The sequence below is a fragment of the Phycisphaerales bacterium genome (assembly GCA_035627955.1).
Lineage (GTDB): Bacteria > Planctomycetota > Phycisphaerae > Phycisphaerales > UBA1924 > JAEYTB01.
Window position 1 is genome coordinate 27101 of sequence record DASPKU010000018.1, and the last position, 15041, is coordinate 42141.

Below are 15041 nucleotides of genomic sequence, written 5' to 3' on the forward strand. Positions count from 1 at the left end.
CGGGTTAGGGCTTGGGCGCAGGGCTGCCGACCGGCTCCTTCGTGGCGCCCTTGGCGGTGTTCGCGGCTTCCGGCGCGTCCTTCTCTTCTGCGTCCCTGGTTTCTCGCTTGATGCCGATCGACGCGCCCTTCTCCGACTTCTCCATCTCCACGATGAACCGCTCGAGCTTGGTGAGCACCGCGTCCGACTTTTCGCGTCCGGTCACCGAGAGCTTATCGCCGTCCAGCACCACCTTCACACCCTGGAGCGACTCGACAATCCCATCCGCCTTGTTCTCGCGGGCGAGCATGGTGCCCAGCGCGATCATGCCCTGGCAGGTCTGCCGGAGCTCCTCCGCCACCTTCGCGTTGGTCGCGGTCAGGGTCAGGTTCGCGTACACCTCGCGCGCCCCCTCGCCGGTCTCTCCGATGTCCACCACCACGCCCTTTGCGTTCCGCAGGAAGTTCGCCTTGGCCTGGGGGTCGTTGGCCATATCGCGCGCCACAACAAACACGATCGAGGCCCTATCCGGCTCCGCGGTCGCCAGCAGGTTGTTGGCCTGCACCTCCCCGGAGAGGCTGGGCGCCAGGCCAGCCGCAACCTTCAGCCCCTTCTCCAGCGCTCCGGCGGTGCCGGCGATGAGGACCAGCCGTTCATCGGGCGCGCCCGACGGCCGCACCGCCGCGTGGAAGGTCTGCCCCTCGTGCTTGAAGGAGAAGTAGTGCACCGCACCCTCGACACGCGTCTTGAAGTCCTCCAGCCCGGCCGTCGGCAGCTTCACCGCCAGCTCGTCGGCCTTTCCCGTGGTCGTGATCACCGCGACCCCGTCCTCGGCCACGCTGAAGCCGTAGACCGTCAGCCCCTTGATATCCGCGGGCGTGATGCCGAAGCGCTTGCGGCACTCCTCCAGCTTCGCCTTGTCGGATTCGTCCAGACGCCTGAGCATGAACGCGTGCAGTGACGACCGCTGCGCCGCCTCGGCGTCAACGTGCACCAGCCAGCTCGCGTCGCGGTCCACAAGAGCGCGATTCAGCGGCCCGGCCAGCACCGGCAGCGCGGTGCACAGGAGCCCTGCGCAGCCAGCCGCGCCCACAAGTGCCCAGCGCCTCAACTTCCCGTGTACCCGCATCAGCCAACCTCCAGCACCGCCCGCGGCGGTATCCATAGATACGCCCGCGGGCCGCCCATGTTACCCCACGTTTACCCCACGCCCGCCGAACGCACGCCCCCTCATCGTGGCCCTTGGCATGGTGCTCTGCGTCCGAGTACGCTCTCGCCCATGAAGCACACCACCGTCGCCGTCCTCCTCGCCGCACTGGCCGCGGGTTCCCTGGCCCTCGCTCAACCCGCCCCCAAGCAGCCTGAGAAGAAGTCCGAGCCCCAGCCCAAGCAGAACGATCCCGCGAAGGCGCCCGCTCAGAAGGACGCGCCCAAAGACACCCCCAGCAGCCAGCCGACCGACAAGCCCACGCCGAACCCCAAGACCGACGACAAAAAGCCCGACACCAAGAAGTCGGGCCTGAAGCTCACCAGCCCGAGCATCGAGCACGACAAGCAGATGCCCAAGAAGCACACGGTCGACGGCGACCCCGCGGACCCCACGAAGAAGCACATCTCCCCCGCCCTCAAGTGGGAGGGCGCCCCGGCCGAGACCAAGGAGTTCGCGCTGGTGATGTTCGACCCCGACGCCGGCAACTTCGTGCACTGGGTGGTGTACAAGATCCCGGCGGACGTGAAGGAACTGCCCGAGGGCCTGCCCAACGGCAAGGACAACGCCGAGCTCACCACCCCCGTCAAGATCACTCAGGGCACGAGCAGCTTCCGCCAGATCGGCTACCTCGGTCCCGCGGCCCGCAAGGGTGCCGGCGTTCACCATTACAACTTCAAGCTCTACGCCCTCGACAAGACTCTCGACCTCAAGCCCGGCGCCACCCGCAAGGAGCTGGAGGAAGCCATGAAGGGCCACGTCATCGCCGAGGCCGTGCTGATCGGCACCAACGAGCGGTAAACACGACGCCGGGACTGAGCCGCCCTGGGCGAAGTCCCGGATTGGCGGCCAACCTCGTCTCAGCAGTCAGCTCATTGCACCGTGTGCACCGAGATGCCTTCATCTCGGTGCTTTTTTTCACTGGGGTCACCAGAACTGCCACGCCTGACGCCGCTCCACCAGTTCCCGCGGAACCAGCCGCTCGCGCACCACCCCCGCGAGCTCGGGCAGCCCCTCTCCCCGCGCAGCGCTCACCCGCGCCTCGGCCTCGAACCCCGCCCGCCCCATGTCCTCGCGCAGCGCCACCGTCACCCGCGGCAATCCTGCCAGCGGCAGGGGCAGCTCCACCAGCCCCGACCCCGCATCGCCGCACCACAGCAGCAAGTCCGCGCCCACCGCCAGCTCCACTGCGTTCGCCAGCGCCTCGCGCTCGACCGCCCCCGCCCCCGCCCGCACGCCGGGCGTGTCCACGTACCGCACCACCACGCCCCCGAGGTCGAGCATCACGCCTACGTGATCGCGCGTCGTCCCAGGCTCATCAGCAACGATCGACACGCCCCTTCCAGCCAGCGCATTCACCAGCGTTGACTTCCCGATGTTGCTCGCCCCGAACGCCACCACCAGCGGCGGGTCGATGAGCCGCCGCAGCACGCGGTCGCGCTCGGGGTCGCTCGCCGTCCCCGCCTCCGCCCACAACGCGTGCTGGGCCAACAGCAGGTCCACCGCCCACGGGCTCGCCGCCCTCGCGAGCACCGCCAGCGCCCGCGCCTCTACCTCCGACCGCGCTTCGGGGTACAGCACCCGCGGATCCGGTGATGCCTCCTCCCGAACCCCGCGATCGACCAGCAGACGGCACAACTCCCGCACCACGGCCACGCCGCCGTGCGGCATCAGCTGGCACACATCCGCACGAACCCGCGCCACCAGCCCCCGATCCACGCCCATCAAGTCCCGCAGCGCGATCTGGCCGACGCGCACGCGCGCAAGCCCGCACGCCTGTAGGGCTCCGTCAATATCGCCGTGCAACTGCACGATGGCGACTGCCCCGGTGCCTGGCGGCGTGAGCAACGACCACACCGCATCGACACGCCCGGGCGTCACCGCAGCCCTTCGCACCGCACCCGGTGCGTGTACCCGGTGCACACGAGGTCATAGCACGGCCCGCCGTGCAGGCACACCCGCAGGTGCCGCAGCTTGGTTGGGTCCTTGCCGTTGAAGTGCTTCTGGGCGCTCGCCCGCCACCGCGAGTACAGCAGTTCCACTAACCTGTCCTGCGCGTCCAGGGCCCGCCTCCGCAAGCTCGTCACGTGCGTGCACACCGACTGCTCCACACCTTCGAACGCGATCTCCACCACCGCGTAGGGGTACTCAATCGACAGCGTCTGGCTGCGCCCGCGCAGCACCCGCATCTCCGCGCCCACGCGCGTCGACGATGGCTCGGGCAGCTCCCATAGCACCCTGTACATTCCCGCGCCCCCAAAGCACCCCTGCCGTCACTCCATCCCGCTCGCCCGCATCTCCTCCACCGCGCGGCAGACCTCCAGGATCCCGATCAGCTGCAGGTCCGGCACGATCGACTCCACCACCCCCCCGCCCTCGGTGGCCTCCTGCCCGAAGAGCGCCGGCGCATCCCCGCCGGTCGCCACCACCTGCGGGTAGGCCCCGAAGAACTCAGCGTACTGCTCCGCCGTGTACCGCACCAGACCAATCACGCTGTTGGTGACGCCCAGCAGCATCGCGTTCTTCGTGTCCTTGCCGAACGGATTGGGAACGCTGGGCTGCGCAGGCCCCTCGTCAACCACCTCACCCTGCGGGCGCTTGGCGTCCCCGATCTGCAGCGCCCCGCCGCGCTCGGGCGTCTGGTAGGCGAGGGCGGGCAGCTTGGCCGTCTTCTCGTGCATCGCCTGGAGCATCATGTTTAGCCCCGGGGCGATCACCCCGCCGTGGAAGACGCCCTCGCCGTCGACAAAGTCCACCGTCACCGCCGTGCCCGCGTCCACCACCACGCACGCCTGCTTGGCCCGGGCAAAGGCCCCGAAGGCGCACAGCAGGCGGTCCTGCCCCAGGGTGCTGCCGTCCTCCAGCGAGTGGGTCATGGGGATCTCGATATCCCGCCCGATGCGGAAGACGTTCTCCTCGCCCGCGTCTTCGAGAGCCTTCTGCAGCTGGTCGGCGACCTTGGGGTTCACGTCGGCGATCACGATCGACACCCCGTGCTCGCCCTCGGCCGCCTTCAGCACCGCCTGGACCAGGGCCGCCACATCCGCGTTGGGCAACGACTGCTGGTCGGAGAGCTCATCCCCGTGGAAGACGCCGAAGCGCGTCCGAGTGTTGCCCACCGCCACCGCCAACAGGTGCCCTTGAGAGGTTTCTGCCATGCCGCGAGGGTAGTGCCTCTGCGTGCCATGGCGACGTCTTCGTCACTATGTCTTGCCCTCCCGGTGCTCCGCGAACCCGAAACGTCTAAGCCCCCGTTCACGTACACTCGCCCCCATGCGTGCCTTCGACCTCCTCGTGATTGGCAGCGGCCCCGCGGGCCAGAAGTCCGCCATCCAGGCGGCCAAGCTCGGCAAGTCCGTGTGCGTGGTCGAGGGCTACGGCAGCATCGGCGGCGTCGCCGTCAACACCGGCACCATCCCCAGCAAGGCCCTGCGCGAGGCCATCCTCAACCTCGGCCACTGCCGCGTCGGCACGGGCATCGGCCGGCGCGCCGGCACCTCCGAGGCCGCCGCCCACTCCAAGGACTCCACCCTCGCCAACCTGTGGGAGGCCTGCCGCCCCATCATCCGCGCCGAGGTCGACCTGGTCCGCGGCCACTTCGCCAGCAACGGCATCGCCCTCATCAACGGCTGGGCCTCCTTCGAGGACCCGCACACCATCAAAGTAGTGGGGGAGCACCAGACCGAGCTCATCCGCGCCGAGAACGTGGTCATCGCCACCGGCACCACCCCCGCCCGCTCGCCCACCATCCCCTTCGACCACGAGGACGTCATCACCTCCGACGAGCTGCTGACCCTCAAGAAGCTCCCGCACTCCATGATCATCGTGGGCGGGGGCGTCATCGGCACCGAGTACGCCAGCATGCTCGCCATGCTGGGCGTCAAGGTCACGCTCATCGAGGGCCGCCCCCGTCTGCTCGACTTCGTCGACGCCGAGATCATCGAGGCCCTGCAGTACCACCTGCGGCAGGCGGGCGTCACGCTGCGGATGGGGGAGAAGGTCGTCTCCATCCGCAAGGTGGACGCCCCCGCCGGCGCCCGCGCCGACAACAACATCATGGCCGAGGCCGTGCTCGAGTCCGGCAAGACCCTCCGCGCCGACTGCCTCATGTACGCCATCGGCCGCCAGGGCGCCACCGACAGGCTCAACCTCGCGGCCGCGGGCCTCACCGCCGACAACCGCGGCCGCATCAAGGTCAACGAGTGCTTCCAGACCGCGGTGCCCCACATCTACGCCGTGGGCGACGTCGTCGGCTTCCCCGCCCTCGCCTCCACCAGCATGGAGCAGGGCCGCCTCTCCGCCTGCCACATGTTCGGCGCCCGCTTCGAGACTACCGCCGAGCTGCTGCCCTACGGCATCTACTCCATCCCCGAGATCTCGATGGTGGGCTGGACTGAGGAGAAGCTCACGCAGGACGGCATCCCCTACGAGGCCGGCATCGCGCAGTACAAGGAGATCGCCCGCGGCCAGCTCCTGGGCGACGACCTCGGCATGCTGAAACTCCTCATCCACCAGGAGTCCCACGCAATCCTCGGCGTCCACATCATCGGCACCAACGCCACCGAGCTCATCCACATCGGCCAGTGCGCCATGGCCTTCAAGGCCACCGTCGAGTACTTCGTCAACACCGTCTTCAACTACCCCACCCTCGCCGAGTGCTACAAGGTCGCGGCCCTTAACGGCCTCAACAAACTGCGGCACGTGTAGAACTTTAAGTACCGATCGTAACGAGCCCCCAACGAAGTGACCGGGTGCTGCCGTTCGCAACGAGCCCCGAGCGTAAGCGAGCGGGTGCTGCTCACATCGCCCCTGCCACCGATGACCCGTCACCAAGGTTCCGGGCTCGTTCCGAACGTCACTCGCGGTAACATCCCCCTATGCCCCGGCTCCTCCTCGCCATACTCGCCCTTTCTCTCCTTGTCCTCCCCGGCTGCTACCGCCGCACCGTCGCCACGAAGGGCCTGGGCGGCGTCGGCACCCGCACCCAGACCGAGTACCGCAGCAACACCGCCGCCGACCGCGCCGTCGACGGCATGCTCGGCCGCAAGCCCAGCACTGCCACAAAGTACGACGAGGTGCGGTACGACGAGAAGCGCTGAAACCCGGGGTCTCGCCCGGCCCTGTTTCGGGCCACGGCCACCCAAAACTGCTACCATCGGGCCATGACCACCCCGATGCGTGCGTTCGTCCTTGCTGCCGCCGCGCTCCTGCCCATGGGAGTCCTTGACCTCGCGCCCGGTGTCTCCTTCGCGCAACGCGCAGAGGCTCAGGAGGACTTCGTCTCCCGCGTCAACAACGAGTACCGCCCCATCTCCGCCACCAGGCGCAGCGACACCATCCTGCTGCCGCTGCTGGCCAAGATGGACAAGGCCCCCGCGGGCGTGAACACGCCCGACAAGGCGGCGCTGATGCCCGCCAACAGCCCCGAGTTCGCGGCGGCCGCCGAGTGGGCCCAGGCCCCCGCCCAGAAGGCCGTGCTTGAGGCCCTGCACAAGGTGGCCAGCGAGGCCGACTGGAAGCAGGCGTACGCCTTCGGACAGCCCTACGGAGCTGACGGCGTCAGCCCCGAGATCATCCGCACCGGCCTGTACACAGAGCTGGGCGACCCGCCCCTGCTGGCCGCGGCCAAGCACATGTACCTGCCCGCCCTGGACGCAATGGCTGCCCTGGCCAACGTCGAGGCGACCCGCCTCACCGCAGAGGGAAAAGCCGCCGACGCGGTGACCCTGATGATCGACCTCGCGTACTTCGGGCGGCAGATGGCCGACCGCCAGTTCTTCGCGGAGGTCGCCTGGGGCTTGGGGCTCATCGCGCACGCCATGGAGCGGGCCCGCGACATCGCCTACACCGACCTGCGCGGCCAGCAGAAGTACGAGGTCACCCAGGTTCCCGACCAGATCAAGCGCCTCACCGAGTCCGAGCAGGGCTACATGAACCTCGAGCGGATCAAGTACCCGGTCGCCAACCGTGTCGCCGCCGAGCAGCTCAATGCTCGTCTGTATGGCGAGCGCGGCGCCATCAACGAGAACGTCTTCGCCGCCACGATGTCGCGCCTGGGTGCGAGCGACTTCCCCCTGCGGCTGTTCTCAGTCGCAGCCCAGTACCAGTCCGCCGCCAAGGCCCAGCTCAACGGCTTTGACGCCGCCGATAGCGTGCGCTCTGTGCACAACGACTTCCAGCGCCGCTGGACCACGCACTACTTCGACCGTCTCCGGGACATCAAGAGTGATTACGAGAAGCTCGACCGGGCCCGCGTCGCAGTGGTCGAGACCACCACGCCCAACATGGCACAGCTGATCGAGATGCGTCAGAAGGCAAAGGTCGAGGCCGCCGGCACCCGCATGTCCCTCGCCCTCGTGGCCTTCGCCGAGCACAACAAGAACCTCCCGCCCACGCTCGCATCGGTCCGCCCCCGCTGGATCGACCGCCTCGAGATCGACTACTACGACGCCGCCGTCGGACGCGGCGGCACGCCCTTCTTCAGCTACTTCATCCCCATGCCCAAGCCCAAGGACCCCCGCGATGTCGCCAAGCCCCACGAGATGCAGGTCTACACCTCCCGCGGCGAAACCAACTTCAAGGTCAACCTCCAGAACGACGTGTGGGTGCTCTTCTCCATCGGCACCGATCAGCGCAGCAACGGCGCCCGCCGCATCCAGAACACCACCGACGTCGTGCAGGGCGCTGACTACCTCATGTGGCCCCCGGTCCTCAGCCTCTACCGCCAGCACCTGATCGATCGGGGCGACCTGAAGGTGACCGAGTAAAAGGGCAAAGGGCAAAGGTTCAAAGGGCCAATCTGCCGACAGCGACAGCCCTCCTCATTTTCACTTTTCGCTTTTTACTTTTCGCTTTCCCCCATGCCCGATCCCATCCACAAGGTCGTCATCATCGGCTCCGGCCCCGCCGGCTGGACCGCCGCCATCTACGCCGCCCGAGCCGCGCTCAACCCCGTCGTCTACATCGGCACCCCCCGCCAGGACCCCGGCCCCGTCCTCCCCGGCGGCCAGCTCATGCTGACCACCGAGGTTGAGAACTACCCCGGTTTCCCCCACGGCGTGATGGGCCCGCAGCTGATGGACCTCTTCCGCGCCCAGGCCGAGCGGCTCAAGACGACCATCATCGAAGACGACATCAAGCGCTGCGACTTCTCCACACGCCCATTCACGCTCTACCCCGAGAGCGGCCCGCCGGTGAAGGCCATGTCCGTGATCATCGCGACCGGCGCCCAGGCCAACTGGCTGGGCCTGGAGAACGAGATGCGGCTGGCCCTCAGCGGCGGCGGCGTGTCCGCGTGCGCTGTCTGCGACGGCGCGCTCCCCATCTTCCGCAACCAGGAGCTCGCGGTGGTGGGGGGCGGCGACACCGCCATGGAAGAGGCAACCTATCTCACCAAGTTCGCCAGCACCGTGCACATCATCCACCGGCGCGACAGCTTCCGCGCCAGCAAGATCATGCAGCAGCGGCTGCTCAGCCGCCCCAACGTCAAGGTCCACTGGAACAAGCAGGTGGCCGACGTCCTGGGCGGCGAAAAGATCGAGGGTGTGCTCCTCCAGGACACCGTCACCGGCGAGAAGACGCAGCTCACGGTGAAGGGTCTCTTCATCGCGATCGGCCACACGCCCGCGACCAGGTTCCTCAAGGACACCGGGCTCGAGTTCACCGACAAGGGCTACATCGACCTCAAGCATCGCGGTAGCCACACCAACATCCCCGGCGTCTTCGCCGCCGGCGACGTCGCCGACGCCGAGTACCGTCAGGCGATCACCGCCGCGGGCATGGGCTGCCAGGCCGCCCTCGACGCCGAGCGCTGGCTCGCCGCGCAGGGCGTTGACTAGCCCGCCGCAACCCCTTGCGTCCCAGCAACTTGCCGATATCCTGCAAGCCGCGTGTCACCCGCGACATGCGCCCCGGGGGCGCCTTCCGCCGCGCCCCATCCGTCCTTCGAGAGAGAGCACACATGAAGACCGCAGCCCTCACCACGGCTATCGCCGCAGCCCTCGCGGCTCCCGCCCTCGCCCAACCCCACCACATGAACGAAATGATGCTCGACTGGCACCTCGCCAGCAACCGCATCCACGTTCACGCCCACGGCGAGCCCATGCCCTGGCACGTGCCGCCGTCAGTGTTCGCCGGCGTCAACGGCTGGGCCGCGGCCGATATCGGCTTCACCTCCGCCGAGACCGCCCACCCGCACCTGGGCACCGACGTCTTCCCCCCGAGCGTTGATATCCGCGCCATCCTCGTCTCCAGCAGCCCCGGCATCCACGTCTTCGGCGCCGGTGGTCCGCTGCCCGTGGGCGGCGAGATTGTCCTCGGCTCCCCGGTCATCCACCACATGCCGGTCTGGAACATCACCAGCACCACGCCGGGCGAGATCAAGACAATGACGTGGCGGTTCCGCGACGCCTCCGGCTTCCTCGCCGACAGCGCCCCCTTCACCATCAGCCTCACCGCCGTCCCAGCCCCCAGCGCCGCCCTAATGCTCACGGCCGGCCTCGCAGGCCTCGCCACCCGCCGCCGCCGCTAAGAACCACTACCGATAGGAACCGCGACCGTAGGGGAGCGCTCGGCCCGGCGCGGGCCGACCTCTTCTCTTCTCAACTCAGGAAACAAAAGAGGCCCGGCGCATCGCGCCGGGCCTTCTCGTTTTCAGATCCAATCAGCCTCAGCAGGGCGTCCCGCCCAGCACGCGGAAGAACGCCTCGATGTCCTGATCGGTGCCGATGTCCCCGTCACCGTTGAAGTCGCTGCCCTGGCAGAAGCAGGTGTCGCAGCAGTTCCCGCCCAGGCAGGCGAAGAACGCCTCGATGTCCTGGTCTGTGCCCGAGTCGCCGTCGCCGTTGAAGTCCTGCGGCCCGCACTCGTTGCCGGGGCAGCCGCCGGTAACGGTCAGCTTCGCCGCGGTGCTAGCCATGCCGCCGCAGGAGTTGCTCACCACGCAGTCATAGCTGCCCTGCTCGGCCGCGGTCGCAGGGTTGATGGTGAGTGTCGCGGAGTTCACGCCAGAGAAGGAGGCCGCGTTGCTCAGGGGCGAGCCGTTGCGCCGCCACTGGTAGTTGGGCCCGCCGCCGCCGCGGGGGTTGGCCGCCACCGTGAACTGGGCCGAGCCGCCGCTGGTAACTGTGACGTCCGTGGGGTTGGTGGTCACCAGTGGCGAGCAGGGGAAGAGCGAGGGCCAGAAGATCTGCCCGCGCACCTCGCCGCCGCCGAAGTTCACCGTGTGAATGTTCACGTACGTGCTGGCATCGAGCACCGCCGCGGCATTGGCCGCGCCGAAGGTCCACGTCCCGCGCTTGGGGCTGCCCGCCGGCAGCGTGTGCACCACGCCGGCGTTCGCGCCCACCGGGGCGTAGCCATGGATGTGCGCCGCCGTCTCGTTGCTCGAGAGGCTCAGGCGCCGGATGTCGTACCCGAGAATGTTGTTCGCCCGGTCCAGCGAGATCAGGGCCCCGCCCGTGGCGGGCGTCGTCACCGGCCCGACCTCCTGCTGCCCGTCGATCGGGTTCACGCTGAACACGATTTGTCCACGCAGCTCGCCCCCGCCATTGTTGACGGTGTGGATGTTGACGTATGTCATCCCGTCGATGATCCGCTGCTCCTGCGCCTCCGTGTAGTTCCACACGCCCACCTTGGGGTTGGCTGCGGGGAGCCCGTGCAGCACGCCCGAACTGGTCCCCGGCATGCTGAACCCGTGGATGTGCGCGGCTGTCTCCGCAGACGCGAGGCCGCCGTAAGAGATGTAGTACCGCAGCGTGTTCGCCGTGGCATCGATGTTGAACAGCGCGAACCCGCGCCCAGGCAGCGCCAACGGGGGCACCTCCTGGCCGGTATCGAGCTCCGCATGCCCCGACACAATCTGGCCGCGGATCTCGCCGCCGCCGAAGTTCGTCGTGTGCACGTTGACGTAGGTGCGCCCGTTGAGGATGTCGTTCTCCTGGGCCTCGGCGTAGTTCCACACGCCCACCTTCACCGGGCCCGAGGGGAGGGCATGCACCACGCCCGAGTTCACCCCGGGGTCGCTCATGCCGTGGATGTGGGCGGCCGTCTCTGCGCTGGTGAGGCCCGCGTACACGATCCGGTAGCTCATCGTGTTCGCGACGGTGTCGATCACGAAGCGCCCGTAGCCCTGCGCGGTGGACGCGTTGGTGGGCACCTCCTGCATCGCGCTCAACACCGCCACGCGGGTGTATATCTCCGCGTCAGCCATCGGTGCAAGGGCAGCCAGCGCCAGAGCGGCCGGCGCGAACGTACGAAGTGCAATGGTCCTGATCCCCATGAGTGGTCCTCCTGTAAGGCGGCATGGTACCGCAAGGTCTGCGGATTCCCATGTGATCTGCACGCCCCGCCATTGCGACTCCCGCGCTGTTTTCCGCGAAGATCGTGCAAGGAACCGCCCTGGTGCGACACATCGGACGCCACCCCTGTTGGTCCGGATTCCCGCTCTCCGGTACCATGGGCCCCCATGCCCCTGACCCGCGCCCTTGGCGCCCTCATCCTGCTGCTCTCAATCCTGCTCGCTCACCCGAGCGCCCTCGCCCAGACAACACCCCCGTCGCCCCACACCGACGTCACCGTCGGCATGTACGTCGTGCAGCTCGACGATCCTTCCCTCAAAGACCGCCAGTTCACGGCCGTGTTCTGGCTGTGGTTCCGCTGGAAGGGCGACAAGGACCTCAACCCCCTGAAGAAGTTCGAGGTCGTCGGCGGGCAGGTCGAGGGGCTCGAGAATGAGGAGACGGTGGTGGGGGGTGAGGGCGGCGTGCACTACCAGTGCGCTAAGGTCCGCGCCCGCATCACCCAGGAGTTCGACGTCACCCGCTTCCCCATCGATGACCACACCCTCGAGATCTCCGTCGAGGAGACCAGCGACGGCATCGAGGTCATCCGATACGTGCCCGACGCCCGCAACAGCAAGCTCCAGGAGTCCATCGCTCTCGCGGGCTGGCGCATCGGCACCACTGCCGCGGTCGTCGCCACCCACAACTACGCCAGTACCTTCGGGGACCCCGCGCAGCCCGAGGACGGCAAGAGCAGCTACGCCCGCTTCACGCTCCAGGTCCCGGTCGACCGCCCCGGCATCGGCTACCCCATCAAGATGTTCTGGAGCCTCTACCTCAGCGTCTTCGTCGCCATCCTCGCCTTCAACATCAAGCCGATCGACCTTGACCCCCGTTTCGGCCTGGGCGTCGGCGCCGTCTTCGCGGCCATGGCCTCCGCCTACGTCATCAGCTCCAGCCTGCCAGACGGCAACCAGGTCACCCTCGCCGACAAGGTCGTCATGATCGCGATCGGCTTCATCGTGACCAGCATCATCCAGTCGATCATCTCGCTGCGGCTGTTCCAGGCCGGCAAGGAAGCAGCGTGCGCCCGCCTCGACCGCCTCTCCTTCTTTGTCTTCACGCTGGCGTACGCGGGCATCAACGTCTGGCTGCTCCGCGCAGCCTGAAAGAGCCGATCGCGCAAGCGATCGAACGCTCGCGCCCTCAGCGCGTCCCTGCATACGACGTCACCCTTGCGCGGCGGTACACCGCTCCCCGCCTGCTTACCATTTCCCCTCACTTCTCACTGAACCCCGCGGAGCCCATCGATGAAGACCCTCTGCCTCCTCCTGCTTCTCGCCGGAACCACCGCCGCGTGCGGCCAGACCAACGCGCCCGCCGCCAAGCCCCAGACGCTTTCCAAGACCGGCATCGACTTCCGCCATCAGGCCGAGGACGTAGTGACCGGGGTCAAGGTGCCGTGGGCCATCGTGTTCGACCCTGCCGGCCGCATGTTCTTCACCGAGCGCGCGGGGCGCGTCCGCGTGTACGAGAACGGCAAGCTGCGGGAAGAACCCTACTTCACCGTCCCGGACGTGCTGGTCGCCAGCGAGACCGGCCTCATGGGCATGTGCCTGCACCCGGACTACAAGACCAACAAGTACGTCTACCTCGCCTTCGGTTACAAGGGGGAGGGGAGGGACGTGCGCGTGGTCCGCTACGTAGACACCGGCTCGACGCTCCAGCAGGACAAGGTCATCGTGTCGGGCATCGGCGTGAAGGGCAATCACTCCGGCTGCCAGATCGCCTTCGGCCCCGACGGCAAGCTCTACATCTCCACCGGCGAAATGTTCGAGCAGGACCGCGCCCAGGACCTCAAGGACCTTGGCGGCAAATTCCTCCGCGTCAATGACGACGGCACCGCTCCCGATGACAACCCCTTCGTGAAGACCGAGGGCGCCCGCCCCGAGATATGGACCCTCGGCAACCGCAACCCGCAGGGCTTCGACTGGCACCCCGACACCAAGGAGCTCTTCTCCACCGAGCACGGCCCCTCCGGCGAGGTACGCGATGGCTCCCGCCCCGCTGGCGGTGGCGACGAGTTCAACCACATCCAGAAGGGCAAGAACTACGGCTGGCCCGAGATCTTCTATGACCAGAAGAAGGAGGGGATGGAGTCGCCCCTGGTCCTGTGGCGTCGGCCCACCATGGCCCCCGGCGGCGGCTGCTTCTACGACGGGGAAAAGTTCCCCGAGCTCAAGGGCAAGTACCTCGCCGCGTGCCTGTTGGGGCAGCAGATCCGCTGCATCACCCTCGACGGCAGCAAGGTGACCTCCGATGACACCCTGCTGACCGGCTACGGGCGGGTGCGGGCGATCACCGTGGGTCCGGATGGGTTCATCTACTTCTCCACCAGCAACCGCGACGGGCGCGGGCGCGCCGGCGAGACCGACGATCGCATCGTGCGGCTTAAGCCTTTATCCTGAAACAGCTTACGGTTTGCTTCCCCGGCAACACCCCCTCCTTTGGAGGGGGTGTTTTCATTCCGGTCGCCGCAAGCCAGCGCGAACTGGCGCGGCACCCAGCCTCCGTTCAGAAAAAAACCTCGAAAGAACCGGAATGCGCAAGTTTCGCCGCTCCGCACCCTTACAGGATCCTCGCCGACAAAATCCAGAAACTTGGTGGCATTTCTCAAAACACCACTTCCCTTCCGCCCCCCTGTCTGGTAAAAACCTCCCCTGAGAGACGACTTTCGCGGTCCAAGGTTCGCTCATGGCCTGTTTCCAAACCGCCGGCCACGGGTGAGACGGCAAGCCGCGATTCAAGAGGTGCTGCCCGCAAGGGCAGAAAGAGAGAGACACATGAAGCTCAATGGGTTGATGCTGGTTGCTGGTCTGGTGGTCGCGTCGGGGGTGACGACTGCTCGGGCCGATGTTCCCTGGAACGTCCCCAACGGCAGCAACACCGTGCTCTCCTGGCAGAACGGGCGCAGCGATAACGGCCTGTTCGGAAGCAACGTGACCGTCATCGGTGACACGTTCTTCTTCGTCACCAACGAGAACTTCGACGCCGCCGCGTCCAACGGCGGCCAGATCACCAAGAGCGACACGCTCCGCGTGACCGTGCACGCTCAGCCCGGCCGGTTCTTCACCGAGGTGATCTTCGCCTCGCAGGGCAACTACTACGTCTACGGCTCCAACTCGTCGGTCGACGTGCAGGGCAACCTCACGATCAACGACCGCAACTCCCCCCGCACCGTCAGCGACGCGTTCTCGACGGTCGTCGCCCCCGACGCGGGCTCGGCCGGCAACGCTACCACCATGCCCGTCGTGGGCATGGACGCTGACCAGTACGGCACCTGGTACGGCGGCTCCACGGTCGACTTCTCGCTCTTCGGCTTCCCGCCGGTGACCAGCCTCGACCTCATCTTCACCAACACCATCATCGCCATCTCCGCCCCGGGCGAGACGGCCTCCATCATCACCCTGCCGAACACGCAGGGCTCCTTCTCTCTGAGCATCGTCCCGGCCCCCTCGGCCGCAGCGCTCCTCGGCCTCGCCGGTCTCGGCCTGGCCAGCCGCCGCCGCCGCTGA

At 67.6% G+C, this 15041-nt stretch carries 14 protein-coding genes; 9 read left to right on the plus strand and 5 right to left on the minus strand.

All coding sequences use genetic code 11. From position 1 onward, the window contains the following. Window positions 1-4: 4 nt before the first annotated feature. A complete protein-coding gene (locus tag VD997_14570; protein HYE63216.1) occupies window positions 5-1090 on the minus strand; it encodes a hypothetical protein in 1086 nt (361 codons plus the stop codon). Window positions 1091-1258: 168 nt separating this feature from the next. On the opposite strand from VD997_14570, the gene VD997_14575 reads away from it, so the two are divergent. Further along, entirely contained in the window at window positions 1259-1987 is a 729-nt protein-coding gene (locus VD997_14575) for a YbhB/YbcL family Raf kinase inhibitor-like protein (GenBank protein HYE63217.1), read from the plus strand. A gap of 126 nt (window positions 1988-2113) precedes the next feature. Here the strand turns inward: VD997_14575 and VD997_14580 are convergent, their stop codons facing one another. The 3 genes from VD997_14580 to VD997_14590 are packed head-to-tail and all read right to left on the minus strand — an operon-like array spanning window position 2114 to window position 4344. Continuing rightward, the gene (locus VD997_14580) at window positions 2114-3067 is read right to left on the minus strand and encodes a GTPase (protein HYE63218.1); all 954 of its coding nucleotides are present in this window, start codon (window positions 3065-3067) and stop codon (window positions 2114-2116) included. Further along, window positions 3064-3432, minus strand: a complete 369-nt coding sequence (locus VD997_14585; GenBank protein ID HYE63219.1) for a hypothetical protein — start codon at window positions 3430-3432, stop codon at window positions 3064-3066. Before VD997_14585 ends, VD997_14580 begins: the two co-directional genes overlap by 4 nt. Before the next feature lie 27 nt (window positions 3433-3459). Further along, entirely contained in the window at window positions 3460-4344 is an 885-nt protein-coding gene (locus VD997_14590; GenBank protein ID HYE63220.1) for a type III pantothenate kinase, read from the minus strand. A gap of 115 nt (window positions 4345-4459) precedes the next feature. Here VD997_14590 and sthA point away from each other — a divergent pair, with 115 nt between their 5' ends. The 5 genes from sthA to VD997_14615 all read left to right on the plus strand — a co-directional run bounded on the left by sthA (window position 4460) and on the right by VD997_14615 (window position 9716). Continuing rightward, window positions 4460-5893: a Si-specific NAD(P)(+) transhydrogenase gene (gene sthA / locus VD997_14595; protein ID HYE63221.1), complete on the plus strand. Its 1434-nt coding sequence runs from the start codon at window positions 4460-4462 to the stop codon at window positions 5891-5893. 170 nt (window positions 5894-6063) lie between these two features. Next, on the plus strand, window positions 6064-6285 hold the full coding sequence (locus VD997_14600; protein HYE63222.1) for a hypothetical protein: 222 nt from the start codon (window positions 6064-6066) through the stop codon (window positions 6283-6285). Between the two features lie 63 nt (window positions 6286-6348). Further along, window positions 6349-7953, plus strand: coding sequence for a hypothetical protein (locus VD997_14605; GenBank protein HYE63223.1), 1605 nt, complete (start codon window positions 6349-6351; stop codon window positions 7951-7953). A 93-nt stretch (window positions 7954-8046) separates the two neighbouring features. Continuing rightward, window positions 8047-9024: a thioredoxin-disulfide reductase gene (gene trxB, locus VD997_14610; GenBank protein HYE63224.1), complete on the plus strand. Its 978-nt coding sequence runs from the start codon at window positions 8047-8049 to the stop codon at window positions 9022-9024. 122 nt (window positions 9025-9146) lie between these two features. Further along, entirely contained in the window at window positions 9147-9716 is a 570-nt protein-coding gene (locus tag VD997_14615) for a PEP-CTERM sorting domain-containing protein (GenBank protein ID HYE63225.1), read from the plus strand. Window positions 9717-9854: 138 nt separating this feature from the next. On the opposite strand, the gene VD997_14620 is transcribed toward VD997_14615, so the two are convergent. Further along, window positions 9855-11465: a CHRD domain-containing protein gene (locus VD997_14620; protein ID HYE63226.1), complete on the minus strand. Its 1611-nt coding sequence runs from the start codon at window positions 11463-11465 to the stop codon at window positions 9855-9857. Window positions 11466-11651: 186 nt separating this feature from the next. Between VD997_14620 and VD997_14625 the strand changes: the two genes are divergently transcribed. The 3 genes from VD997_14625 (at window position 11652) to VD997_14635 (ending at window position 15041) form a co-directional block, all read left to right on the plus strand. Beyond that, complete coding sequence (locus tag VD997_14625; protein ID HYE63227.1) at window positions 11652-12635, plus strand: hypothetical protein; 984 nt, start codon at window positions 11652-11654, stop codon at window positions 12633-12635. Window positions 12636-12776: 141 nt separating this feature from the next. Beyond that, window positions 12777-13934 carry a PQQ-dependent sugar dehydrogenase gene (locus tag VD997_14630; GenBank protein ID HYE63228.1) on the plus strand — a complete coding sequence of 386 codons (1158 nt, stop codon included), beginning with the start codon at window positions 12777-12779 and terminating at the stop codon, window positions 13932-13934. Window positions 13935-14309: 375 nt separating this feature from the next. Beyond that, window positions 14310-15041, plus strand: coding sequence for a PEP-CTERM sorting domain-containing protein (locus tag VD997_14635; GenBank protein ID HYE63229.1), 732 nt, complete (start codon window positions 14310-14312; stop codon window positions 15039-15041).

Excerpts from the sequence above, each read along its gene's own strand:
- VD997_14590 (HYE63220.1), bottom strand. The coding sequence starts at position 4,344 with ATGGCAGAAACCTCTCAAGGGCACCTGTTGGCGGTGGCGGTGGGCAAC.
- VD997_14600 (HYE63222.1), top strand. The coding sequence starts at position 6,064 with ATGCCCCGGCTCCTCCTCGCCATACTCGCCCTTTCTCTCCTTGTCCTC.
- trxB (HYE63224.1), top strand. The coding sequence starts at position 8,047 with ATGCCCGATCCCATCCACAAGGTCGTCATCATCGGCTCCGGCCCCGCC.
- VD997_14625 (HYE63227.1), top strand. The coding sequence starts at position 11,652 with ATGCCCCTGACCCGCGCCCTTGGCGCCCTCATCCTGCTGCTCTCAATC.
- VD997_14620 (HYE63226.1), bottom strand. The coding sequence starts at position 11,465 with ATGGGGATCAGGACCATTGCACTTCGTACGTTCGCGCCGGCCGCTCTG.
- VD997_14630 (HYE63228.1), top strand. The coding sequence starts at position 12,777 with ATGAAGACCCTCTGCCTCCTCCTGCTTCTCGCCGGAACCACCGCCGCG.
- VD997_14615 (HYE63225.1), top strand. The coding sequence starts at position 9,147 with ATGAAGACCGCAGCCCTCACCACGGCTATCGCCGCAGCCCTCGCGGCT.
- VD997_14575 (HYE63217.1), top strand. The coding sequence starts at position 1,259 with ATGAAGCACACCACCGTCGCCGTCCTCCTCGCCGCACTGGCCGCGGGT.
- VD997_14585 (HYE63219.1), bottom strand. The coding sequence starts at position 3,432 with ATGTACAGGGTGCTATGGGAGCTGCCCGAGCCATCGTCGACGCGCGTG.
- sthA (HYE63221.1), top strand. The coding sequence starts at position 4,460 with ATGCGTGCCTTCGACCTCCTCGTGATTGGCAGCGGCCCCGCGGGCCAG.
- VD997_14605 (HYE63223.1), top strand. The coding sequence starts at position 6,349 with ATGACCACCCCGATGCGTGCGTTCGTCCTTGCTGCCGCCGCGCTCCTG.
- VD997_14635 (HYE63229.1), top strand. The coding sequence starts at position 14,310 with ATGAAGCTCAATGGGTTGATGCTGGTTGCTGGTCTGGTGGTCGCGTCG.